This window comes from Streptomyces sp. NBC_00425 (genome assembly GCF_036030735.1).
Lineage (GTDB): Bacteria > Actinomycetota > Actinomycetes > Streptomycetales > Streptomycetaceae > Streptomyces.
Window position 1 is genome coordinate 9,397,503 of record NZ_CP107928.1, and the last position, 23,449, is coordinate 9,420,951.

The window sequence follows — 23,449 nt, forward strand, 5'->3', positions numbered from 1 at the left end:
TTGATCGATCCACGAGATTGGCGTGGCCGGGACGTTACTGCGGCATTTCCGGAACCGTCAATGCTCCGCGCACGTCAAGTCGCGGAAACAGTCATGACCTCTTCATGGCGCCCTCGCCGCGCTCCGTAACGGCTGAATCGCGGCCACGGTGCGAAGCCTTGCCCTCCTGCGACGGTCGCCTTACGCTGACGCCACTTTCGTGGATCGATAAAAGTTTCGGGGAGCCTACGTGGTGACAATGGCGGATGTGGCCGCGAGGGCGGGAGTCACCAAGCAGACCGTCTCCAACGTGGTGTCCGGCAAGAAGGTGCGGCCGGAGACTCTGGCGAAGGTGAACACGGCGATTGCGGAACTCGGCTACAAGCCGAACCTGGTGGCGCGCTCACTGCGAACCGGCAGCACGGCGACCGTGGGGCTGTTCGTGCCGTCGGTGGCCAACCCGTTCTATTCGGAAGTGGTCGAGGAGGTGGAGAACGTGCTGGTCGGCCACGGCTACAACCTGCTGCTGGCCACGACGCGCAACGATCCCGACTACACCCGGGCCCACCTGGAGAACCTCGCCGCGCGCTCGGTCGACGCACTGCTGGTCGCCTGCGACAACGGCGTCGCACAGCAACTGCCGATGCTCGTCGAGGCTGCCTTCCCGGTCGCGCTGTTCGCCTGGGAGGGGGACCCGCCGACCATGCTGCCGGTGGTGTCCATCGACTACGAGCACGCCGGGTTCCTGGCCGGGCGCTACCTGAGGGATCTCGGCCATCGGAACGTCGCGGTGATCGCCGATCTCCCCGCGCACGAGCCGCGCGTGGTCGGGTTGCGCCGGGCGTTCGCCGACCACGGGCTGGCCATCGACGACCGCAAGGTGTTCCCCTGCACCACGGACGACGCCGCTGGCGGCTTCGACGCGGGCTGTGCGGCACTGGAGGCGGATCCGGAACTGACGGCGATCTTCGCCACCCACGACATCCTGGCCCTCGGCGCCGTCGAGGCGGTGGTCCGGTCCGGGCGGCGGGTCCCCAACGACGTCAGCGTCGTCGGCTTCGACGACATCGCCCAGGTCGGTCGGATCCAACCAGCGCTGACCACGGTCACCGTCCCGAAGCGGGAGATGGCCCAGCAGGCCGTCGAGCTGCTGCTGCGCGCCGTCGACTCCGGCCGGCCGCCGACCAACGTACTGACGCTGCTGCGCCCGACCCTGACCATCCGGGACAGCAGCGCCCCGCCACGGGCGACCGGATAGCACCGGGCGCCGCTCGACCTGCACGTCACGTCACCCCCATGAATGGCCGGAACGGTCCTGCCGGACCGGCTTCCCGCCACCGCCACGCGTTGAGACAGAAAGCACCTCCACTGATGAGAGACCTCGACCTCCACGCCTACGTCGAAGACCGGTCGCCGGGCACCGGACGGCTGCGGCCGCGCGCCGCGTTCGCCACCGACCTGCCCACGATCGCACTCGACGGCGACTGGAGATTCCGACTGGCGTCAGGGCTGGACGACCTCACCGGGGACATCGCCGCGCCGGACTTCGACGACACCGCCTGGGACCTGCTCGCCGTGCCGTCCTGCTGGCAGATGACCGGCCTGCCCGGCGAGCCGCGCTACGGCGTCCCGGCCTACACCAACATCCTGTACCCGTTCCCGGTCGACCCGCCGCGGGTGCCCAGGCAGAACCCGACCGGCGAGTACCGCCGCGAGTTCGACGTTGCGGACGGGTTCCCGACATCGGCCGCGGTGCTCCGGTTCGAGGGCGTCGACTCCGCGTTCGCGGTGTGGCTCAACGGCATCCGGCTCGGCGACGGCAAGGGCAGCCGGCTGACCACCGAGTTCGACGCCTCCGCCGCTCTGCGGCCCGGCCGCAACCTCCTCGCGGTCCGCGTGCACCAGTGGTCGTCCGGCAGTTACCTGGAAGACCAGGACATGTGGTGGCTGTCCGGGATCTTCCGGTCGGTGTCCGTGGCCGCCCGAGGCGTCGAGGACTTCTTCGTCCACGCCGCCTACGACCACACGACGAGGCAGGGCACCCTGGCCGTCGACGTCACCGCCCCTACCCGGGTGTCCCTTTCGGTGCCCGAGCTCGGCATATCCGGCGCCGATCCGGCCGGCCCGCACCTGATCGACGGCGTCGAGCCCTGGTCGGACGAACAGCCGCGCCTGTACACGGGAGAACTGGTCTCCGAAGCGGGGGAGCGGATACCGCTGCGCATCGGCTTTCGCACGGTGGCCGTCGTGGACGGTGTCCTGACCGCGAACGGCAGGCCGATCTCCCTGCGGGGCGTCAACCGCCACGAATGGCATCCGCTGACGGGGCGGACCCTGACCGAGGACACCATGCTGACCGACGTGCTGCTCATGAAGCAGCACAACATCAACGCGGTGCGCACCAGCCACTACCCGCCCGACCACCGTTTCCTGGACCTGTGCGACGAGCACGGCCTGTGGGTGTTCTGCGAGGGCGACCTCGAGACGCACGGCTTCGAACCCGGCGGCTGGCTGCGCAACCCCAGCGACGACCCCGCGTGGCGCGAGGCCTACCTGGACCGGGCCGAGCGGCTGGTGGAACGCGACAAGAACCACCCCTCGGTCATCGTCTGGTCGCTGGGGAACGAGTCCGGCACCGGGGCCAACCTGGCCGCCTCGGCCGAGTGGATCCGCCGGCGCGACGACAGCCGCCCGATCCACTACGAGGGCGACTTCGCGAGCTGCGCGTACGTCGACCTGTACTCCCGCATGTACATCGGTATCGACGAGCTGGCCGCCGTGGGACGCGGCCAGGAGGCGCCGACGGCTGATCCGGCCGACGACGCACACCGCCGCGCCCTGCCGGCCGTGCTGTGCGAGTACGGACACGCCATGGGCACCGGCCCCGGCGGGCTGTCCGACTACCAGCAGGTCATCGAGGCACATCCGCGCCTGGCCGGTGGATTCATCTGGGAGTGGATCGACCACGGGATCGCCCGGCTCACCGGGCAGGAGGACCCCCGCTCGTTCTACGCCTACGGCGGCGACTTCGGCGAGGAGGTCCACGACGGCAATTTCGTCGCCGACGGGCTGCTCTTCCCCGACCGCACACCGTCCCCGGGCCTGGTCGAGTACAAGAAGGTCATCGAGCCGGTCCGGATCCACATCGACCCGGCGACCCGGGGGATCGGCGTGCACAACCTGCACCACGTCCGTGACAGCGGCTACCTGGACTTCCGGTGGAGCGTCGAGGACGGCGGCGAGCCGGTGGGCTCCGGCGGCCTGACCGTGCCCGCGACCGCTGCGGGCGCGACGACGACCGTCGCATGGCCCGCCGACGTCACCGCCGCACTCGATGCGGCCCGCAAGAACGACTCCGGCGACGAGGTGTGGCTGACCGTGACCGCGGTGCTCGCCGCCGAGGAGACCTGGGCCGGGGCCGGCCACGAGATCGCCTGGTCCCAGGGGCTGGCCGTGGCTCCGGCGGCCTCGCCCGTACCCTTCACGCCAGCGCCGGCGATCGCCCGCGACGGGTACATCGCACTGGGGTCCGCGCGGTTCGACCCCCGCACCGGGGTGCTGACACGGCTCGGCGACCTGGAGCTCGACGGTCCGAGACTGGACGTCTGGCGGGCCCCGATCGACAACGACCTGCTCAACGCCTTCGGCGAGCCGCAGACCAGCGCGTGGTCCGCCGCCGGACTGCACCGGATGCGCCACGACGTCCTCGGTGTCGAGCCCGACGCGTCGGGACTCACGGTCACCGCCCGGCTGGCCGCCGCCGGGTCCTCCTGCGGGCTCGCCGTGGTGTACCGCTGGACGGCCTGCGAGACACCGCAAGCGGGCCAGCCCCGGCTCCGCCTGGACACCGTCGTCACCCCCGACGGCCCTTGGTCGGTGCCGCTGCCCCGACTGGGCGTCGCGATGTCGCTGCCCGGCACCGACGCCGAAGTCGAGTGGTTCGGCCCCGGTCCCGGTGAGGCGTACCGCGACTCCCGCGCCGCCGCTCGCGTTGGCCGCCACCGGTCGACCGTCGCTGCGATGCAGATCCCCCAGGTCCGCCCGCAGGAGAACGGCAACCGCCACCAGGTCCGCCGCGCCGGGATCACCACCCCGCGCGGCACCCTGCTCATCACCGGCGACCCGGTCATCGACCTGACCGTTCGTCCCTGGAGCACCGAAGCCCTGGCCGCCGCGGCCCACCAGCACGACCTGGTCCGCGACGGCAGGCTCCACCTGCACCTGGACCACGCGCACCACGGTCTGGGCAGCGCGGCCTGCGGCCCGGGCCTGTCGGCACCGTACGTCCTGGCCGCGGTCACCACCGCGTTCGGCGTGGAGTTCGGCACCAGCCGGTAGGCGGGCCTTGCCCGCCCGCCCACCGGCCGTCCCGCAAGTCAGCCCCCATCACAGAAGGTCTCCTCGCATGGACATCACCACCATACGCACCCGCAGACTCCTGACGTTCGCCACCGCGGCGCTCCTCGTGGCCGGCGTCGGCGCATGCAGCAGCACCAAGAGCACCTCCGACGACGCGGAAAAGAGCCAGACCGGGCCGGTGAACATGGAGTTCTGGGGCTGGGCACCCTACGAGAAGATCGTCGACCAGTGGAACGCCTCCCACCCGGACGGCAAGGTCACCTTCAGGAAGGTCCCCTCGGGCGGCAAGGGCGGCTACGCCCAGATCAGCAACGCGATCACCGCCGGCAAGGGGCCGTGCCTGGCCCAGATCGAGTACCAGACCATCCCGTCGATGCTCGTGAAGAACACGGTCATGGACATCACGAAGTACGCGAGCGCCGACATGGCCAAGTACGTCCCGTCGGCCGTCTCCGCGTCCAGCGTCGGCGGCAGGATCTACGGCGTCCCGGTGGACGTCGGCCCGATGGTCCTCTTCTACCGCACGGACCTGTTCACCAAGTACGGCATCACCGAGCCGCCGGCCACCTGGGCCGAGTACAGGGCCGACGCCGAGAAGGTCGCCGCCGCCGACCCGAGCGTGAAGTTCGGCACCGCGCCCGGCGACGGCAACGATCTGGCGGCCTTCAGCCTGCAGACCGGCCGGTCCTGGTACTCGACCCAGGGGGACAGCTGGACCGTCGGCATCGACAACCCCGGCACACGGAAGGTCGCCGCCTACTGGCAGGACATGAAGGACAAGGGGCTGGTGACGAAGACCGGCAACGCCTGGGACCCGCAGTTCGACAAGGCCGCCGAAGCCGGCAAGGTGCTGACGTTCGTCAACGCGTCCTGGGCCGCCGGCGGACTGAAGTCGGACCTGAAGGGCCAGTCCGGCAAGTGGAGGGTCGCCCCGATGCCGACCTGGAGCGCCGGCGACGGCAAGAGCTCCAGCAACGGCGGCTCGGCCACCTCGGTGATGACCGGATGCAAGACGCCCCGCGAGGCCGAGCAGTTCGCCGCGTTCCTGTCCAGCGACCCGCAGGCCGTGAGCACGGGCATCGCGGGCGGCCTTTACCCGGCGTCGAAGGCCGGACAGGACGACCCGGCGCTCACGGGGGGTGACCCGTTCTTCGGCGGACAGAAGGTCGGCGACCTGTACAAGACCTCCGCCGCGCAGGTCCCCACCACCTGGACCAACGGGCCGACCTATCAGCAGGTCGAGACGGACTTCACCGGAGCCATCGGCCAGGGCACCATCCCGGACGCGGTCACCAAGGTCCAGGCCTCGACGGTCGCTGCGATCAAGCAGCTCGGACTGTCCGTGACCAACCGCTGAGGCAGCGGGACTCCAGCCGCCCCCGAAGGGTCCCGCGGCCGCCCCTGCCCGGCGCCGCGGGCCCCGCTCCCTGACGAACCGCCCAGCGAGGTTTCCATGAGCAGTCCCAGCAGCGCCCGGACCGCGCCGCCGCTCCGGCCGCCCGCGGTCACCCTCCGCGTCCCCCCTGCCGGCAGGCCTCGGCGCGCCCGCCGCCGTACCGCGTTGACCGCGTCGGGTTTCCTGGCGCCGTTCGCGGCGCTCTTCCTGACCATGATGGTCGCGCCGATCGGCTACGCGATCTACCAGAGCTTCTTCACCGTCCGCCGCGCCGGGCTGTTCGGCGGTGCGCAGTCCACGGAGTTCGCGGGACTGTCCAACTACGCCACCGTCTTCGGCGACCACGACTTCGTCGCGTCGATCATCCGGGTCGTGCTGCTGGGCTGCGTCCAGGTCCCGGTCATGCTCGGCCTGGCCCTCCTGCTCGCGCTCCTGCTGGACTCCCGCTCGGCACGGCTGCGGAAGACCTTCCGGCTCGCGTTCTTCCTGCCCTACGCGCTGCCGGGTGCGATCGCCGCGGTGATGTGGTCCTTCCTCCTGGCGAAGAGCCTGTCGCCGTTCACCGGACCGCTGTCCCACCTCGGGATCGACATCGATCTCCTGTCGCCGTCGTGGGTGCCGATCTCGATCGGGAACATGATCACGTGGGGCTGGACCGGCTACAACATGCTGATCCTCTACTCCGCGCTGCAGACGATCCCCGCCGAGGTGATGGAGGCCGCCGCGCTCGACGGCTGCACCGGATGGCGCCTGGCGTGGGCGGTGAAGGTCCCGCTGGTGCGTCCCGCGCTGGTGCTGACCACGGTCTTCTCCATCATCGGGACGGCGCAGTTGTACACCGAGCCGGCGGTGCTGGTCGGCTCGCGCGTCCCCGGCGTCTCGCCGAAGTTCTCCCCGATCATGAACACGACCCTGGCCATGGACCTGGGCGACCAGAACCTGGCCGCCGCCGAGTCCGTCGTGCTCGCGCTGCTCACCCTCGTGCTCTCGTTCGGATTCCTCAAGTACACCCAGCGCAAGGGAGCGATGGCATGAGCGTGATCCGGGCCGGCCGGCCGACCCGACCGACCCGCAGCGGCACCGAGATCGCGAGCAGGGCCGCCGTCAACGGGGTGCTGGGCCTGATGGCCCTGTACACGCTGATCCCGCTGTGGTGGCTGTTCGTCTCCGCGACCAAGGGCTCGGGCTACCTCTACACCGGTACGCCGCTGTGGTTCTCCCATTTCGACCTGGTCGCCAACATCAGAGCCGTGTTCAGCTTCGAGGGCGGCGTCTTCTCCACCTGGCTCGCCAACAGCGCCCTGTACAGCCTCGTCGGCGCGACCGTCAGCACCCTGCTGTCCGCGATGGCCGGCTACGCGCTGTCCAAGTTCAGCTTCCGCGGCCGGGAAAGCGTGTTCAACGTCATCCTCGCCTCGGTTCTCATTCCGGCGCCGATGTTCGCCCTGCCGTTGTTCCTGCTCATGGCCAAGCTCGACCTCACCAACTCCTACTGGTCGGTGCTGCTGCCCAGCTGTGTCAGCCCGTTCGGCGTCTACCTGTGCCGGATCTTCGCCGCCGCGTCCGTCCCGGACGAACTGCTGGAGGCGGCACGGCTCGACGGAGCAGGCGAACAGCGCACCTTCTTCGGGATCGCCCTGCCGCTGATGGCCCCCGCGCTGGTGACCGTCTTCCTGTTCCAGTTCGTCGGCATCTGGAACAACTACCTGCTGCCCTCGCTCATGCTCAACAACCCCTCACGACTGCCCGTCACGGTGGGCCTGGTGCAGTGGCGTTCGGAGTTCGCCAACGGCGTGCCGCCGCTGCTGTCGATCACCGGCGCCGCCCTGTCGCTGGTTCCCCTCCTCGTCGCCTTCATCAGCCTCCAGCGGTTCTGGCGCAAGGGCCTGACCGCAGGCGCCGTCAAGTAGCGCGTTCGCTGCCCCACCCCCTCCTGAACTGCAAAGGACCTCCGCATTGCCCCGCGCCCACATCGAGCTCGACCGGCGGACCGTCATCGCTCCCGTCCGGCGCCGCACCTTCGGCTCGTTCGTCGAACACCTCGGCCGCTGCGTGTACACCGGGCTCTACGAGCCGCAACACCCGAGCGCGAACGACGAAGGGTTCCGTATGGACGTCGTCGCGCTCGTCAAGGAGCTCGGCAGCACGACCGTGCGCTACCCGGGCGGCAACTTCGTCTCCGGCTTCCGCTGGGAGGACGCGGTCGGCCCGCGCGACAAGCGCCCGGTGCGCCGCGACCTCGCCTGGCACTCGCTGGAGTCGAACCAGGTCGGCCTGGACGAGTTCGCCCGCTGGTTCAAGCTCACCGACTCCGAGCTGATGCTCGCGGTGAACCTCGGCACGCGGGGCATCCAGCCCGCCCTGGACCTGCTCGAGTACGCCAACCACCCGTCCGGTACGGCGCTGTCGGATGCGCGGATCGCCAACGGCACGCCGAAGCCGCACGACGTGCGCATGTGGTGCCTCGGCAACGAGATGGACGGCCCTTGGCAGACCGGCTTCATGACGGCCGACGACTACGGCAAGCTCGCCGCCCGCACCGCCGCCGCGATGAAGATGGCCGACGAGGACCTCGAACTCGTGGTCTGCGGCTCCTCCAACTCCGGGATGCCGACCTTCGGCGACTGGGAGCGCACGGTGCTCGAGCACACCTACGACCACGTCGACGACGTCTCCTGCCACGCCTACTACCAGGAGCACGACGGCGACCTCGGCTCCTTCCTCGCCTCGGCGACCGACATGGACTACTTCATCGACACCGTCGTCGCGACCGCTGACCACGTGGGCTACAAGAAACGCTCCAAAAAGAAGATCAACATCTCGTTCGACGAGTGGAACGTCTGGTACCAAAGGGAGCACCAGGCGTCCGACGAGGTCAACGGCGAGTGGCGGCACGCCCCCCGGCAGCTGGAGGACGTCTACTCGGTGGCGGACGCCGTCGTCGTCGGCAACCTGCTGATGACGCTGCTCAAGCACAGCGACCGCGTCACCTCGGCCTCGCTCGCGCAACTGGTCAATGTGATCGCGCCGATCATGACCGAACCCGGCGGCCCCGCCTGGCGGCAGACGACCTTCCACCCGTTCTCGATCACGAGCCGGCTCGCTACCGGCGAGGTGATCAGGACCCTGATCCAGGCGCCGGTGTACGACACCGCACGCCACGGTGAGGCATCCGTCATCGACGCGGTCGCCACCGCCGACGAGGACCGGGCCGCGGTCTTCCTCGTCAACCGTGACCTGCACGAGCCCGCACAGGTCACGATCGACGTCCGCAGCCTCGGCTCGACGCACGTCACCGAGGCGGCCACGCTCGCCGACCCCGACGTGTACGCCAAGAACACGCTCACGGAGCAGAACCGCGTGACCCCGGCCCCGAACACGACCGCGAAACTCACCGACGGCGTGCTCACCGTCGAACTGCCACCGGTGTCATGGAGTGCCGTCGCGCTAGGCTGAGCACCGCAGCCGCACGACGTCGTCCGGGTCCGCCTTCGAAGAGGAACCGGCAGGCCGTCGACGGGATGGTCGACAGAATCCGGACCGGGATCTCCCGGCGCGCCTGCCGGAACGCCTCGGACGACGAACAGGCCTCGTCCGGGAAGGATCAGGTGATCCTCGAGGCCGCCATGGTCGGGACCGATCGAGTCGTCGGTTGATTCCTTCCAGGGGCAGAGGGCGGGTATGGACATTCGGCAGCTGGAGTACTTCCTCGCGATTGTCGACCGTGGTGGGTTCAACCGTGCGGCCTCGGCTCTGTACGTGTCGCAGCCGTCGCTGTCGCAGGCCGTGCGGGCGCTGGAGCGTGATCTGGGCTCCGAGCTGTTCCATCGCATCGGGCGCAGGGCCGTGCTGACGGAGGCCGGACGGGCCCTGATCGAGCCCGCCCGGGAGGCTGTGCGGAGTCTGGAGACGGCGCGGGCGAGTGTCGCGGCGGTGCATGAGCTGCGTGAGGGGCGCCTCGACGTGGCATCCGTGCCGTCGCAGGCGGTGGAGCCGCTGACGAGTTTGGTGAGTGCCTTCAGCCACCGGTATCCCGGCGTCTCCGTGGCCATCAAAGCGGCGTTCACCTCGCGTGACGTGATCGACATGGTGCGCACGGGTGCCGTGGAACTGGGGCTTTTGGCGTCCGTCGGCCCGTTCTTCGACAAGGAGGTCGTCTCCCATGCGCTGGGGCGGCAGCGCTTTGTGCTGATGGTGCCGGCCGGCGGCCCGTTCGCTGATCGGACGACGGTGGAGTGCCGGGAGCTCGCGGGACAGCGGCTGATCGTCGGGCAGCCGGGTACCGGGATGCGCGCCTACGTCGACGCGCTGCGGGAACAGGGCATCGAGTTCACCGTCGCCGCCGAGACCGAGCACCGCGTGTCGCTCATGCCGCTGGTGCTGGCCGGGGTCGGGCTCGCGGTGGTCATGGATTCCTGGCGGGACCTCGCCCGGCGGCTGGGCGCCCGCGTCCTGGACATCGAGCCGGAGACCAGCCTGGACATCGCTCTCGTCAGCCGCCGCGGCAGCCTGTCGCCGGCAGCCGCCGCGTTCGTCACGGCCGCCGTCTCGGCCGCCGACGGCTGATAGGCACCGCTTATAAGGGATATCCGCTTTGCGTCTTGGACGTCCAGCGGACCGCCTTGCTGCAATCGACGGCATGACGACGAACCACCGCATTGCCCTGATCCCCGGTGACGGCATCGGCGCCGAGGTACTGCCCCCAGCACAGCAGGTGCTCGATGTTCTCGGCCGCCGCCACGGCTTCAGCCTGTCCTACACGTCGTACGACTGGTCGTGCGAGCGGTACCTGCGGGAGGGCGCCATGATGCCCGCCGACGGGATCGACCAGCTGCGCGACAAGGACGCGATCCTGCTGGGCGCCGTCGGCTACCCGGGAGTGCCGGACCATGTCTCGCTGTGGGGGCTGCTGATCCCGATCCGGCGCAGCTTCCGCCAGTACGTCAACCTCCGACCCATCCGTGTCTTCGAAGGTATCGACAGTCCGGTGCGCGGCGCACGTCCGGGCGACGTCGACCTCGTCGTCGTGCGGGAGAACACCGAAGGCGAGTACAGCGAGATCGGCGGACGTCTGAACCAGGGCACGTCCGAGGAGCTGGCCGTCCAGGAATCGGTGTTCACGCGGGCCGGGGTCACCCGGATCGCCGACTTCGCTTTCTCGCTCGCCGCTCGCCGCCGGGGGAAGCTCACTTCCGCCACCAAGTCCAACGGCATCATCCACACCATGCCGTTCTGGGACGAGCTGATCGCGGAGCGGGCCGCCGGGCACCCCGGCGTGACCTGGGACCAGGAGCACATCGACGCGCTGGCGGCCAAGTTCGTCCTCGACCCCGCCCGCTTCGACGTCGTCGTCGCCTCCAACCTCTTCGGCGACATCCTGAGCGACCTCGCGTCCGCGGTCGCCGGATCCATCGGCATCGCCCCGTCGGCCAACCTCAACCCCGAGCGCGACTTCCCCTCGATGTTCGAGCCGGTGCACGGTTCCGCGCCCGACATCGCGGGCCGGGGTATCGCCAACCCGCTGGGCGCGATCTGGTCCGCGGCCCTGATGCTCGACCACCTCGGCCATCACGCCGCGGCCGGGGACATCACGGACGCGATCGCGTCGGTCCTGGCCAAGAGCGATACCCGCACCCGTGACCTGGGCGGAACCGCGACCACCGCCGAGTTCACCGACAAGCTGATCGAGTTGCTCTGAGCCGTCTGCTTCCGCGGTGGGCGGCGGTGACGACGCCACCCGCCGCTCGCCGGGCCACTCCGGCGCGCTGCGCCTCTTTCCGATCTGCGCCCTACCGGCACCCGTGGCAGGGGTCGTTCGAACGGTGCGGGGCGCTCTGCGGTATCGACGATGCCGACTGCCCGGCCCCGTGGTGGGGGCCCGCCTGCTCCAGTCGGGCCCCCACCACGGGGCCGGACCGTCGTCGACGCTCTTCAGAGCGGCGCCGGGTGTGCGTACCTGCCCTCGCCGCCCCCGCAGGCGCCTAGCCCGCGTCCAGGACCAGCACCGCGACGTGCAGGGACGTGCGCTGCAGACCTGATTCCAGGTCGCAGCCGAGGAGCCGTTCGATGGTGTGCAGGCGCTGGTAGTACGCCTGCCGCGACATGCCGACGTGTTTCGCCGCGACCGACTTGTTCCCGGCCGCCGCGAGATACGCGCGCAGCGCCGGGAGCAGGTCGCCGTTGTTGCGGTCGTCGTGCTCTATGAGGCGGGTCAGTTGCCGTTCCGCGTACCGCTGAAGGCGCGTGTCCGCGCGCAGGACGCCCAGCAGGTCCGGCAGCTGGACGTCGGCGGGTACGTAGAACCACCGTTCCGGGGAGGCCGCGGTGATGGCCTCGGCGGTCTGCTCCGCCTCCTGCCAGGACCGGGCGATCCCGCCGAGGTCGGTCACGCCGGGGCCGACGGCGACGACCGCCCGCGGTCCGAGTTCTTCCCGGGTCAGCCGGCCGATCCGCTCGGCGACCGGCTGCCAGGCGCTCGCCTGTGCCAGTGCCATGAGGACGCCGATCCGGCCCGGGGCCGTCTCGCCGACCAGGGCGCGCACGCCCGTGTGCGTCAGCGCCTTCGCGATCCGTTCGTCGACGTGCTCGTCCTCGGTGCTGGAGCACGGGTGGCGGATGACCACGGCGAAGAGCCGGTGTCCGGAGGTCGGCAGCCCCAGTGCCTCGGTGCGGGCACGCGCGTCGGCGGAGGAGCGGAAACGCCGTTCGTACAGGTCTCGCAGCACGGAGCGGTGGGCCCGGCGCTCCCACCAGGCCTGCCCCGCAAGGCGCGCCATGGTCAGCGCGACCGCCGCGCTTTCCAGCACGAGGATGTGTTCGGGGTCGGGCTCTGCGTTGAGCCGGCCCTCCAGCAGGACCAGCCGCCCCCACGGCCCGTGGTGGTCCTGCACCGGTGCGATCAGCCACCCCTCCGGGCCGCTCGGCGTGATCGTCTCCGGTGTCGGTGTGGCTCGTGAGCGCCGCGACCAGGCCGAGACCACCGGTTCGTACGGCCGGCCGAGCAGCTCGCACATGAGGACCCGGTGGGTGAGGTCCTCCAGCACCACGGGGGTTCCGGTGAGCTCCGCGGTGGTGTGCACCAGTTCCTCGGGGTCCGCGCCCCGCAGCGTCAGGGCGGTGAAGATGTCCTGGATGTCCCTCCCGCGGCGCAGCAGGGATCCCTGGGCGTCGAGGATGAGCGCGTGCACCGTCTGCGTGACGTCGATGAACCGGACGCCACGGGCCAGCTCGACCAGCGGTACGTCACGAGCGCGGCACGCCGCCACCAGCTCGTGGGGCACCTTCTGGTACCGGTAACCGAGCTCCACGACCAGGCCGGCCGCGCCGACGTCCGCGAGCTGGTCGACGTAGCCGCGCAGCTCGGAGGGGTCCTCGGGATGCGGCATGCCGGTCGTCAGTACCAGCTCGCCGCCCTCCAGGAAGTCTGCGGGGTTGAGGAGCTCGGTGACGTGCACCCAGCGCACCGGGCTGTCCAGCCGTGACTCCCCGGCCAGCACGCGCGGCATCCCTTCGGCGAGCACGGGCAGGAGCAGTACCTCCCTGAGGGTGGGGAAGTGCCCGGTTGCGGTGTGTCTGGGTGGCATAGGGGGTCTTTCTTCTGAGGGAATCCGGCTCACCATGGCACCGGCCACTCATCGTGACAAGAGGCGGCCTGTCATTCGGGCAGTCCGGTCGTCCGCCGTGACAGACCGTCTCGAGAAGGCCCCAAGCCGGAACACAGTGTGGGTTGACCTGCAGGTTCCGCCGGGCGGAAAGTGAACGCCATCCCCGGCAGGATCCGAACTGCAAAAGGTCCGCACGGTATCCGCAGCGTGCTGGGGCCCGACTGCCACCCAGACCACACCATCGAGAGGAGCGACCTCATGCGCATCCCGAAGCGCGTCGCCGTGATCGGTGCCGGCAGCATGGGCAGCCAGGCCATGTGGCGACTGGCCGCCCGCGGAGCCGAGGTCATCGGCTACGACCGGTACGCACCGGGTCACGACCGCGGCGCGGCCGGGGGCGAGAGCCGCATCTACCGAGCCGTCCACCTCGGGGAGCCCGCGTACATTCCTCTGCTGCGGCTGGCGGACCGGATGTGGGAGCAACTGCAGGCGGAGACGGGCCGGTCGCTGCGACGCGGCAGCGGCAGCCTGGTGATGGGGGAGGCCTCCTCACCCTCCATGAGCCTCCTCCTCTCCACCAGCACCGCCCAGGGACTGGATCACGAGGTCCTGGAGAGGGAGGAACTTGCCCGCCGCTACCCGCAGCACCGGCTCCCGGACGGACACATCGCCGTCCTGGACCGGTTGGGCGCCGTCATCAGGCCGGAGGCGTCCATCCAGGCCGCCGCCGGCCGTGCCGAGCAGCTGGGCGCCCGACTGCACCGCTACACCACGGTGCGCGAGCTCGTCCCCGCGGCGGGCGGCGGGGTGCGGGTCGTCACCGACCAGGGCACGGACCATGTGGACGTCGCCGTGGTGACCGTGGGCCCCTGGATCAACACCCTGCTCCCGGACCTTCCCCAAGCCGTCGACGTCCGCCGGGTGGTCTGCTCCTGGCACCTGCCCACCCGCCACGACTGGTTCGCGGGCGGTGCTCCTCCGTTCGTGCGCGCCGTACCGCACGACTGCTTCGGAATCCCGTCGCCCGACGGCATCTCCGTCAAGCTCGGTCTCTCCTTCAAGTACCACGCGCCGGTGCCCGAGCCCGAACGGCTCGACCGTACCGTCCGCCCCGAGGAACTCGGCACCTTCCGCGAGCTCATCGATGAACTCATGCCCGACCTGAACCCCGACCCCATCAGGATGTCGGCCTACATGGAGGGCTACACGCAGTCCGGAAACCCGCTCGTCGGTCATCTCCCCGGCGAGGACGACATCATCGTCATGGCCGGCTTCTCCGGCAGCGGCTTCAAGATCTCGCCCGCGATGGGAGAGATCGCGGCAGACCTGGCGCTGGACGGCACCACCCGGCACCCCGTCGCCTTCCTCGCTCCGGCGGGAGTCGGCGCCGCCTGATCCCCGGCGATCGTCCACGGCAGCGCCCTGCGCTCCGACCGATCTGTCGTGCGCATGTCAAAAAGTCCTGCCGGCCATGACCGGTTACCGACGCACAAGAGACTGGAGTACTTCCATGCCCATCCCCTCGTTCCAGTTCCGCCCGAAGTACGTGTCGTTCGACTGTTACGGCACGTTGATCGAGTGGCCGATGACCCCCATCACCCGTGAACTCGTCGGTGACCAGATCCCGGCCGAGCACTGGGACCGGTTCGTCAAGGAGTTCCGCGGCTACCGCTACGACTCGATCCTCGACGCGTTCCGTCCCTACGAGCAGACGCTGCAGGACGCCTTCGAGGCGGTCTGCCGCAAGTGGGGCGTCAAGGCCGCCCCGGACGCCGGCAAGCGGTTGGCCGACGGCGTGCGCAGCTGGGGCCCGCACGCGGATGTGCCGGAACCGCTGAAGAAGATGGGCGAGCACTACAAGCTGGTGATCCTCTCCAACGCCGAGGACTCCTTCCTCGCGGAGAGCGTGCCCCGGCTCGGCGCGGACTTCCACGCGGTCTTCACCGCGGAGCAGGCCGGCTACTACAAGCCCCGCTACGCGGCGTTCGAGTACATGCTCGACCAGCTCGACGCCTCCCCCGAGGACTTCGTGCACGTCTCCTCGCACACCCGCTACGACCTGATGCCGATGCACGACTTGGGTTTCCGCAACCTCGTCCTCCTGGACCGCGGCTACGACCCGGTCACCCACGGCTACGACTACGTGACCGTCAAGTCCCTCGACGAGCTCAACCAGATGCTGGGCATCTGACGCGCTACGACGACGTCCCACCCCCCGCCCGATCCACGCATCGTCCCCCGCATCACAGGCTCCCCGTATCCCTCGCATCACAGGCTCCCCGTATCCCCGCGTTCCTCAGGAGGCACCGCCATGGAAATCAACCGGACAGGCCGCAGAACCGTATGTCGCACCTCAGGCGCTGTGGCTGCCGCCATGCATGTCAACAGGCAGTTGAGCATCCCGATCGTCACGACCGCCCTGGCCCTCGCGCTCGCCGCGTGCGGGGCGGGCGCCGCCGGGCAGAACGTGGGGGCGAAGAGCACGGCACAGGGCGGAGGATCCGGCCCGTCCGCCGAGCACACCGACGACATCTCGGTCGGTGTGAAGCCCGACCAGAACGCGGTGAAGCTGCTGCCCGCGGCGGTGAAGGCCAAGGGCACGCTCTCGGTGGCCATGGACCTGTCGTACCCGCCCACCACGTTCATGGCGTCGGACAACAAGACCCCGATCGGATTCAACCCGGACGTGGCCCGGCTGGTCGCCGCCGAACTCGGCCTGAAGCTCCAGATCAACAACGTCAAGTTCGACACCATCATCACCGGCCTGCAGGCCAACCGGTACGACTTCACCGTCTCCACCATGGGCGCCACGACGGACCGGCTGAAGGCGCTCGACATGGTCGACTACTTCAAGGCCGGGACCGGAGTGTCCGTCCCCTACGGCAACCCGCAGAAACTGGGCACCCACACGCTGTGCGGGCACCACGTCGGTGTCACCTCCGGCAGCACCCAGGAGCTGCAGTGGCTGCCCCAGCTGTCCGAACAGGACTGTACGAGCAAGGGCAAGCCGGCCATCAAGGCCGTGACCCTGCCCAGCGTGAACGACGCACTCACCCAGCTGGTCTCCAAGCGGATCGACGCCGTGATGTACGACTTCATCGCGCTCGAGTGGGCGGCCGCGCAGCAGCCCAAGACGTTCGACGTCCTCAAGCCCCTGGTGACCACCAAGCCCGTGACCGTCGCCCTGAAGAAGGACTCCCCGCTGACCCCCGCGGTGAAGGCCGCCCTCCAGTCGATCATCGACAGCCCCAAGTACGCCCAGGCGCTGGGCCGCTGGGGACTCCAGGACCTAGGGATCAAGACCGCGGCCGCGGCCGTCCCGCAGGACTGAGACGCCGATGGACGTGATCGAGACCACGACGACCAGGAGCGGACCGGTGCCCCAACTACGGGCCGAAGAGAAGAAGCGGATCACGCCGAAACGTCCGCGCGACTACGTCGCCTGGGCCGTGGCCATCGCGATCGTCGCCGGTCTGGTGTGGACCGCGGTGACGAACGAGAACTACCGCTGGCCCGTGGTGTTCAGCTACTTCACCACGCAGACCATCCTCGACGGCCTGCTGGTCACGCTGCTCCTGACCGCGGCGAGCATGGGTCTGGGCACGCTGCTGGGGCTGGTGCTGGCGGTGATGCGCATGTCGCGCCAGCGGCCCGTCTCCGGGCTGGCCCAGCTCTACATCGCCTTCTTCCGCGGCACCCCGGTGCTCGTGCAGCTGGTCTTCTGGTTCAACATCGCGGCGCTGTACCCGAATCTCTCGATAGGCATCCCGTTCACCGACGTCTCCACGCCGGTGAACGTGAACGCGATCATGACGCCGATGACCGCGGCCATCGTGGGGCTGACGCTCAACCAGGCCGCCTACATGTCCGAGATCATCCGCGGCGGGTTCGCGTCGGTCAGCCGCGGACAGCACGAGGCCGCGGAGTCCCTGGGCATGTCGGGGTTCACCAAGCTCCGCCACGTGATCATCCCGCAGACCATGCCGGCGATCATCCCGGCCACCGGCAACCAGGTGATCGGCATGCTCAAGGAGACCTCGCTGGTGAGCGTGCTCGGCGTCGCCGACCTGCTGCAGAGCGCCCAGGCGATCTACGCCCGCAACTACCAGACGATCCCGCTGCTGATCGTGGCCAGCCTCTGGTACCTGATCATGACGCTGGTGCTGAGCGTGCCGCAGTCCATGATCGAGCGCCGCTTCTCCCGCTCCACCCGGGCACGGCTGACCCCGGCCGCCACCGCGGCCGAGACCGGGGCCGGTCAGCCCGTTCCCACCACGAGGGAGTCCCTGCTGTGAACCCGGACGGAACGATCGTCGCACGCAAGCTGTGCAAGAGCTTCGGACGTCACCAGGTCCTGCGTGACATCGACCTGACCGTCGCGGCCGGGGAGATCTCCTGCATCATCGGACCGAGCGGATCGGGCAAATCCACCCTCCTTCGGTGCATCAACGGGCTGGAGACCGTCGACCGCGGAGTCCTCAAGGTCAACGGAGAGGACTTCGGCTACGTCGAGAAGGACGACGCCTACCACGCCGTCCGCCCCAAACGGCTGGCCGAACAGCGCGCCCGCATCGGCATGGTGTTCCAGCAGTTCAACCTGTTCCCGAACATGACCGCCGAGAGCAACGTCATGGCCGGACCGGTGCTGGTGCAGAAGAAGAACCGCGCCGCCTGCCGGCAGCAGGCACGAGAACTGCTGGCCAGGGTCGGCCTGGAGGGGTGCGGCCACAAGTACCCCGCCCAGCTCTCCGGCGGTCAGCAGCAGCGCGTGGCCATCGCCCGCGCGCTGGCGATGGAGCCCACCATCATGCTGTTCGACGAACCCACCAGCGCGCTGGACCCCGAACGCGTGGGCGAAGTACTCGCCGTCATGCGCGACCTCGCCGGCAACGGAATGACCATGCTGCTCGTCACCCACGAGATGGGCTTCGCCCGCGAGGTCGCCGACGAGATCCTCTTCATGGACGAAGGCGTCGCGGTCGAACGCGGCGACGCACGCGAAGTGCTGGCCAACCCACGCGAAAAGCGAACGCAGGCCTTCCTCGAAAGGGTGCTGTAGAAGCGGCCCGCACTCGCGGAAGCGGCTCCGGCAGCGGGTCTGGTGAAGACGGCGGCTGACTTTGCTTCCGCACCCTGCCGGTCCCGGTCCTCAACGCCCTTCAGTTCGACTCCGATCCGACCGTCACAGCGCTGTCAGCGTCGTCGGCCGGGCCCTTGGTGGTGCCCGGCCGCCCCTCACTACGAGATCCCCCGCAGAGGACCCGAGATGAAGACGATTCCCTACTGGATAGACACCGCCGGGTCGTTTCCCGACCGATCCGGCAAGCCGCTGACCGAGGACACCGACCTGGTGGTCATCGGCGCCGGCCTGACGGGTCTTTCCACCGCCCTGCACTCCGCCCGCAAGGGCGCCCGCGTCACCCTCGTCGAGAAGGGCCAGATCGGCTCCGGCGCCTCCGCCCGCAACGGTGGCATGGCCAACCTGGGCTTCACCATCGGCGTGGGCCAGGCCGTCCGCCGGTACGGACTCGAACGGGCCCGCGAGATCTACAACTCCTACGGCGAGGCCGTGGACACCGTCGAGCGGCTCGTGAGCGAGGAGTCCATCGACTGCCAGTTCCGCCGCGTCGGACGTCTGGGCGTCGCGTCCCGCCCTGCCCACTTCGAGAGCAAGAAGGCTCAACAGCGCGACCTGGCCAAGTACTTCGGCCACGAGACCACTCTGATCGGCAAGGCCGAGCTGCGTTCCGAGATCGGCTCCGACGCCTACCACGGCGGCCTCCTCGACCCGTTCAGCGCCGCCCTGCACGTCGGCCGCTTCGTGCGGGGTATGGCCGAGGCGTGCGAGCGCGCCGGTGTGGAGATCCACGAGCGCAACGCTGCCATCGGCGTACGGCGTACCGCCGCCGGACGGTTCGAGGTCGATACCGAGCGCGGTGTGATCCGTGCCGGGCAGGTCATGACGGCCACCGACGCCTACACCGACAAGAACTTCCCGTGGCTGCGCCGCCAGCAGGTCTGCGTGGGCAGCTTCATCATCGTCACCGAGCCGCTCGGCGAGGAACTCGCCCGGGACATCATCCCCAAGGCACGCCTCATCGTCGACTCCAACAAGGTCTGCCACTACTTCCGGCTCACCCCGGACAACCGGCTCCTGTTCGGCGGCCGCGCCCGCTTCGCACCGTCCGACCCCACCTCGGACAAGAAGAGCGGGGCCGTCCTGTTCCGCGAGATGTGCGGGATCTTCCCCCAGCTCTCCCGGACCAGGATCGAGTACGTGTGGGGCGGCTCCGTCGGCTTCGCCATGGACCGCATCGTGCACGCCGGGCAGACCGAGGACGGCGTCTACTACTCCATGGGATACGCCGGCCACGGCGTGCAGATGGCCACCCACATGGGGCAGGTCATGGCCGAGGTGATGGACGGCCACCCCGAGGTCAGCCCCGTCCGCGACATCGCCCCGCCCCGTATCCCCCTCTACAACGGCACCGCCTGGTTCCTGCCCTTCGCGGGCGCCTATTACAAGACGCTCGACCGCATTCGCTGACCGGTCGGCAGCCTCTCTACACCTACAAGGAGACACCCACGATGACTGTCGTCCGTGATGTTCCCAAGCAGCTGTTCATCGGCGGCGATTGGCAGGACGCCGAGTCCGGCCGGATCCTGTCCGTCGACAACCCCGCCACAGGCGAGGAACTGTGCCGGGTCGCCGACGCCTCACCCCGCGACGGCAGCCGTGCCCTCGAGGCCGCGGTCGCCGCGCAGGCCGCCTGGGCCGCCACCCCGCCGCGCGTGCGCAGCGAGATCCTGCGCCGCGCCTACGACATCATCGTCGCGCGCACCGAGGACCTCGCGCTGCTGATGACCTTGGAGATGGGCAAACCCCTGGCCGAGGCGCGTGCCGAGGTCGCCTACGGCGCGGAGTTCTTCCGCTGGTTCTCCGAGGAAGCCGTCCGTATCGACGGCGGCATGATGACTGCTCCCGACGGCAGGAACCGTCTGCTGGTCACCCGTCAGCCCGTCGGACCCTGTCTGCTCATCACCCCCTGGAACTTTCCCCTGGCCATGGGCACCCGCAAGATCGGCCCCGCCATCGCCGCCGGCTGCACCATCGTCCTCAAACCCGCCCCCCAGACCCCCCTGACCAGCCTCGCCCTGGCTCAGATCCTCACCGAAGCGGGTCTGCCGGCCGGTGTGCTGAACGTCGTCACCACCTCCGACGCCGCCGGCGTCGTCGAACCCCTGCTGCGCGGCGGGCAGATCCGCAAGCTGTCGTTCACCGGCTCCACCCAGGTCGGCCGGATCCTGCTGGCCCAGTGCGCCGACACTGTCATCCGCACCTCCATGGAACTGGGCGGCAACGCCCCGCTCGTCGTCTTCGACGACGCGGATCTCGACGTGGCCGTCGAGGGCACCATGGTCGCCAAGATGCGCAACATGGGCGAGTCCTGCTGCGCGGCCAACCGCATCTTCGTCCATTCCTCCGTGGCCGAGGAGTTCGCCTCCCGCCTCGCCTCCCGCATGGCCGCCCTCACCGTCGGGCCCGGCACCGAACCCGGCACCGATGTCGGCCCCCTCATCGACGTCGTCGGCCGCAGCAAGGCACACGACCTGGTGCGGGACGCCGTCAAGCGCGGTGCCACCGTCCTGACCGGCGGTGAACTCCCGGAAGGGCCTGGCTGTTTCTACCCGCCGACCGTCCTCACCGGTATCGCCCCGGACTCCGCGATCATCGACTCCGAGATCTTCGGCCCGGTGGCCGCGATCCGCACCTTCGACACCGAGGACGAGGCGGTCGCCGCCGCCAACGACACCGAGTTCGGCCTGGCCGCCTACCTGTTCACCCAGAATCTCGACCGTGCCCTGCGGGTCGCCGAACGTCTCGAAAGCGGCATGATCGGCATCAACACCGGACTGGTCTCCAACCCCGCCGCGCCTTTCGGCGGCGTCAAACAGTCCGGACTGGGTCGTGAAGGCGGCCGCGTCGGCATCGACGAGTTCCTGGAGTACAAGTACCTGGCCGTCCCCGTCGGAGCCTGACATGCGTGAGCGACTCGTCGTCCTGTACCGGGGAAACCGGCCCCCCGCCACGGCGCACATCGAAAGCCTCGCCGACACCGTCTACGCCACCGAGGAGGAACTGCCCTACCTCCTCCCCGGCGCCGACGTCCTCCTGGCCTGGGTGAACATCACCCCGGCCATCCGGGAGGCATGGCCCGATGATCCGCACAAGGCGCCCCGCTGGGTGCACGCGTCCTCCGCGGGAGTGGACTCCTTCCTGTTCCCCGCCCTGGTGGACGATCCGCACGTTGTCCTGACCAACGCCCGCGGGGTCTACGAGCAGCCGACCGCCGAGTACGTCCTGGGCCTGATCCTCGCCCTCGCCAAGGACTTCCCCGGCACATGGGAGCACCAGCGGCGCCGCGAGTGGCGCCCACGCCCCAGTGACGACATCACCGGACGCACCGTGCTGGTCTGGGGGACGGGGCCGATCGGCCGGGCCATCGCCCGGCTGTTGCGCGCCGTCGGGATGCGGGTGAGCGGTGCCGGCCGCACGTCCCGCACGGACGATCCCGACTTCGGTACGGTCCACGGCGCCGCGACCCTGCGCTCGGCCCTGACAGAAGCGGACTACGTCGTCCTGGCCGCTCCTCTTACGCAGGGCACCCGAGGAATGGTCGACGCCCCCGTGCTGGCGGCCATGAAGCCGGGGGCACGGCTGATCAACGTAGGCCGGGGCGGACTCGTCGACGAGGAGGCGCTGGTCGACCACCTCGCCGCCGGACGGCTCGCCGGAGCGGCCCTGGACGTGTTCGCCCGGGAGCCGCTGCCGGCCGAATCACCTCTGTGGAACATGCCCGGGGTGATGATCTCCCCGCACACGGCGGGTGAGACCACCAGCGAGCGGGAGGCTCTCATCGAGGTGTTCCTCGACAACTTCGCACGCCACCTCGAGGGCCGGCCACTGCGCAACGTGGTGGACACGCGGCGCGGATACGTGGTCGACGACACGCACCGCGCCTGAAGGTGCGCAGCGTGTGGCCCCGGCCGGTAACTCCTACCGGCCGGGGCCACACGCTGCGCACTTTTTTCGCCGCGCCCTGCATCGCCGATCTGGGTCTACGAAACGGTCAGGTAGATCTTGCGCACGGTTTCGACGGTCTTCCAGACCCCGACGAAGCCCGGCTTCATGACAAAGCTGTCCCCTGCTTTGTAGATCACCGGCTGGCCGCCTTCCGGCGTGATTTCGATGACGCCGGAAAGGATGTGGCAGAACTCGAAGAGCTCGCCCTTGATCGAGCGAGTCTCACCGGGCGTGGCTTCCCAGACGCCCGTCTTGATCGTCTCCCCACGGGCGGCGTCCTGAGCCCAGGTCTTGTAGGCAGGGTTGCCGGAAATCAGACGTTCCGGCAGCGGGCCGGACTCCTGGGGCGCGGAGGAGGGGGCGGGATCGATGGTCTTCAGGAGAGACATGCTTTTCCTTCAGTGGATGTGACAACGACGAGAACCGGGAGCGGGCGCACCAGGCGTCACAGGCCGGGCATGATGCTGGAACCGGCCTTCGCCGGCGGCGTGGAGCGTGCGACGGCACCGGTCCATCGAGTCTCTCCGACGCGCCGCACAGAGCCCACGCGTGAACTGTCCGCTGCGGGCACCATGTTCGGACGTTGTGTCAGGCGGACGTCCGACCTCCACGAGCGCGTCGGTCGCCCCGGGCGGCGAAGTAACCGCGGACCCCCTCGAACGACACGCGCTTCCAGCGGCACGGACGTCCAAGACCCGATCCCGATGTGCCTTGTAGGGCGGCCCCATAAGGCGGTCCCACCGCCGTTCCGTCAGTCGGGGGCCGTTCCGTCAACCGGGCTGGACCACTCCGAGGCGGCGGACCGTTGGACTTGGTCCCTGATCGTCGCTCACACCCGACTCGCCGCGCCTGTGGTGTTGTTCCAGCCCCATTGTCCGCCGGGCGATTTGTTGGATCCCAGGGAACGATGGGACAGCGGCACCACGAGCGACCAGCCGTCGACACACCGCGCGGAGCATCCGAACCGCGTCGGAAGGACACGCCATGACCGCCACCGCTCCCAAGGCTCCGACGGCACCGGGGGTG

Annotated in this window: 18 protein-coding genes; 16 read left to right on the top strand and 2 right to left on the bottom strand. The window is 69.5% G+C overall.

Annotated features, from left to right (window positions below):
• Positions 1 to 238 precede the first annotated feature (238 nt).
• The 8 genes from OHS82_RS41560 to OHS82_RS41595 all read left to right on the top strand — a co-directional run bounded on the left by OHS82_RS41560 (position 239) and on the right by OHS82_RS41595 (position 11,432).
• The gene (locus OHS82_RS41560; RefSeq protein WP_242433079.1) at positions 239 to 1,237 is read left to right on the top strand and encodes a LacI family DNA-binding transcriptional regulator; all 999 of its coding nucleotides are present in this window, start codon (positions 239 to 241) and stop codon (positions 1,235 to 1,237) included.
• A gap of 113 nt (positions 1,238 to 1,350) precedes the next feature.
• Positions 1,351 to 4,317, top strand: coding sequence for a glycoside hydrolase family 2 TIM barrel-domain containing protein (locus tag OHS82_RS41565; protein WP_328435831.1), 2,967 nt, complete (start codon positions 1,351 to 1,353; stop codon positions 4,315 to 4,317).
• Between the two features lie 67 nt (positions 4,318 to 4,384).
• Positions 4,385 to 5,695 (top strand): ABC transporter substrate-binding protein, encoded by a 1,311-nt coding sequence (locus tag OHS82_RS41570; RefSeq protein ID WP_328435833.1) that lies wholly within the window; start codon positions 4,385 to 4,387, stop codon positions 5,693 to 5,695.
• A 96-nt stretch (positions 5,696 to 5,791) separates the two neighbouring features.
• A complete protein-coding gene (locus OHS82_RS41575) occupies positions 5,792 to 6,769 on the top strand; it encodes a carbohydrate ABC transporter permease (RefSeq protein ID WP_328435835.1) in 978 nt (325 codons plus the stop codon).
• Positions 6,766 to 7,644 carry a carbohydrate ABC transporter permease gene (locus tag OHS82_RS41580; RefSeq protein WP_328435837.1) on the top strand — a complete coding sequence of 293 codons (879 nt, stop codon included), beginning with the start codon at positions 6,766 to 6,768 and terminating at the stop codon, positions 7,642 to 7,644. The genes OHS82_RS41575 and OHS82_RS41580 overlap by 4 nt, the downstream gene beginning before the upstream one ends.
• Positions 7,645 to 7,690: 46 nt before the next feature.
• Complete coding sequence (gene arfA / locus OHS82_RS41585; protein ID WP_328435839.1) at positions 7,691 to 9,190, top strand: arabinosylfuranosidase ArfA; 1,500 nt, start codon at positions 7,691 to 7,693, stop codon at positions 9,188 to 9,190.
• Between the two features lie 225 nt (positions 9,191 to 9,415).
• On the top strand, positions 9,416 to 10,300 hold the full coding sequence (locus tag OHS82_RS41590) for a LysR family transcriptional regulator (RefSeq protein ID WP_057577293.1): 885 nt from the start codon (positions 9,416 to 9,418) through the stop codon (positions 10,298 to 10,300).
• A gap of 73 nt (positions 10,301 to 10,373) precedes the next feature.
• The gene (locus OHS82_RS41595) at positions 10,374 to 11,432 is read left to right on the top strand and encodes a tartrate dehydrogenase (RefSeq protein ID WP_328435842.1); all 1,059 of its coding nucleotides are present in this window, start codon (positions 10,374 to 10,376) and stop codon (positions 11,430 to 11,432) included.
• A gap of 283 nt (positions 11,433 to 11,715) precedes the next feature.
• On the opposite strand, the gene OHS82_RS41600 is transcribed toward OHS82_RS41595, so the two are convergent.
• Positions 11,716 to 13,317 (bottom strand): PucR family transcriptional regulator, encoded by a 1,602-nt coding sequence (locus OHS82_RS41600; RefSeq protein ID WP_328435843.1) that lies wholly within the window; start codon positions 13,315 to 13,317, stop codon positions 11,716 to 11,718.
• Positions 13,318 to 13,596: 279 nt separating this feature from the next.
• On the opposite strand from OHS82_RS41600, the gene solA reads away from it, so the two are divergent.
• The 8 genes from solA (at position 13,597) to OHS82_RS41640 (ending at position 22,363) form a co-directional block, all read left to right on the top strand.
• Positions 13,597 to 14,733: an N-methyl-L-tryptophan oxidase gene (gene solA / locus OHS82_RS41605; protein ID WP_057577296.1), complete on the top strand. Its 1,137-nt coding sequence runs from the start codon at positions 13,597 to 13,599 to the stop codon at positions 14,731 to 14,733.
• A 115-nt stretch (positions 14,734 to 14,848) separates the two neighbouring features.
• Entirely contained in the window at positions 14,849 to 15,529 is a 681-nt protein-coding gene (locus tag OHS82_RS41610) for a haloacid dehalogenase type II (protein WP_057577297.1), read from the top strand.
• A gap of 183 nt (positions 15,530 to 15,712) precedes the next feature.
• On the top strand, positions 15,713 to 16,669 hold the full coding sequence (locus OHS82_RS41615; protein WP_328435844.1) for an ABC transporter substrate-binding protein: 957 nt from the start codon (positions 15,713 to 15,715) through the stop codon (positions 16,667 to 16,669).
• Positions 16,670 to 16,676: 7 nt separating this feature from the next.
• Positions 16,677 to 17,633 carry an amino acid ABC transporter permease gene (locus tag OHS82_RS41620; protein ID WP_328435845.1) on the top strand — a complete coding sequence of 319 codons (957 nt, stop codon included), beginning with the start codon at positions 16,677 to 16,679 and terminating at the stop codon, positions 17,631 to 17,633.
• Entirely contained in the window at positions 17,630 to 18,397 is a 768-nt protein-coding gene (locus OHS82_RS41625) for an amino acid ABC transporter ATP-binding protein (RefSeq protein WP_057577300.1), read from the top strand. Before OHS82_RS41620 ends, OHS82_RS41625 begins: the two co-directional genes overlap by 4 nt.
• Before the next feature lie 207 nt (positions 18,398 to 18,604).
• A complete protein-coding gene (locus OHS82_RS41630; protein WP_328435848.1) occupies positions 18,605 to 19,885 on the top strand; it encodes an NAD(P)/FAD-dependent oxidoreductase in 1,281 nt (426 codons plus the stop codon).
• A 41-nt stretch (positions 19,886 to 19,926) separates the two neighbouring features.
• Entirely contained in the window at positions 19,927 to 21,378 is a 1,452-nt protein-coding gene (locus OHS82_RS41635) for an NAD-dependent succinate-semialdehyde dehydrogenase (RefSeq protein WP_057577302.1), read from the top strand.
• A 1-nt stretch (position 21,379) separates the two neighbouring features.
• Entirely contained in the window at positions 21,380 to 22,363 is a 984-nt protein-coding gene (locus OHS82_RS41640) for a D-2-hydroxyacid dehydrogenase (protein ID WP_057577303.1), read from the top strand.
• Between the two features lie 95 nt (positions 22,364 to 22,458).
• Here the strand turns inward: OHS82_RS41640 and OHS82_RS41645 are convergent, their stop codons facing one another.
• Positions 22,459 to 22,812 (bottom strand): cupin domain-containing protein, encoded by a 354-nt coding sequence (locus OHS82_RS41645; protein ID WP_057577304.1) that lies wholly within the window; start codon positions 22,810 to 22,812, stop codon positions 22,459 to 22,461.
• Positions 22,813 to 23,449: the final 637 nt, after the last annotated feature.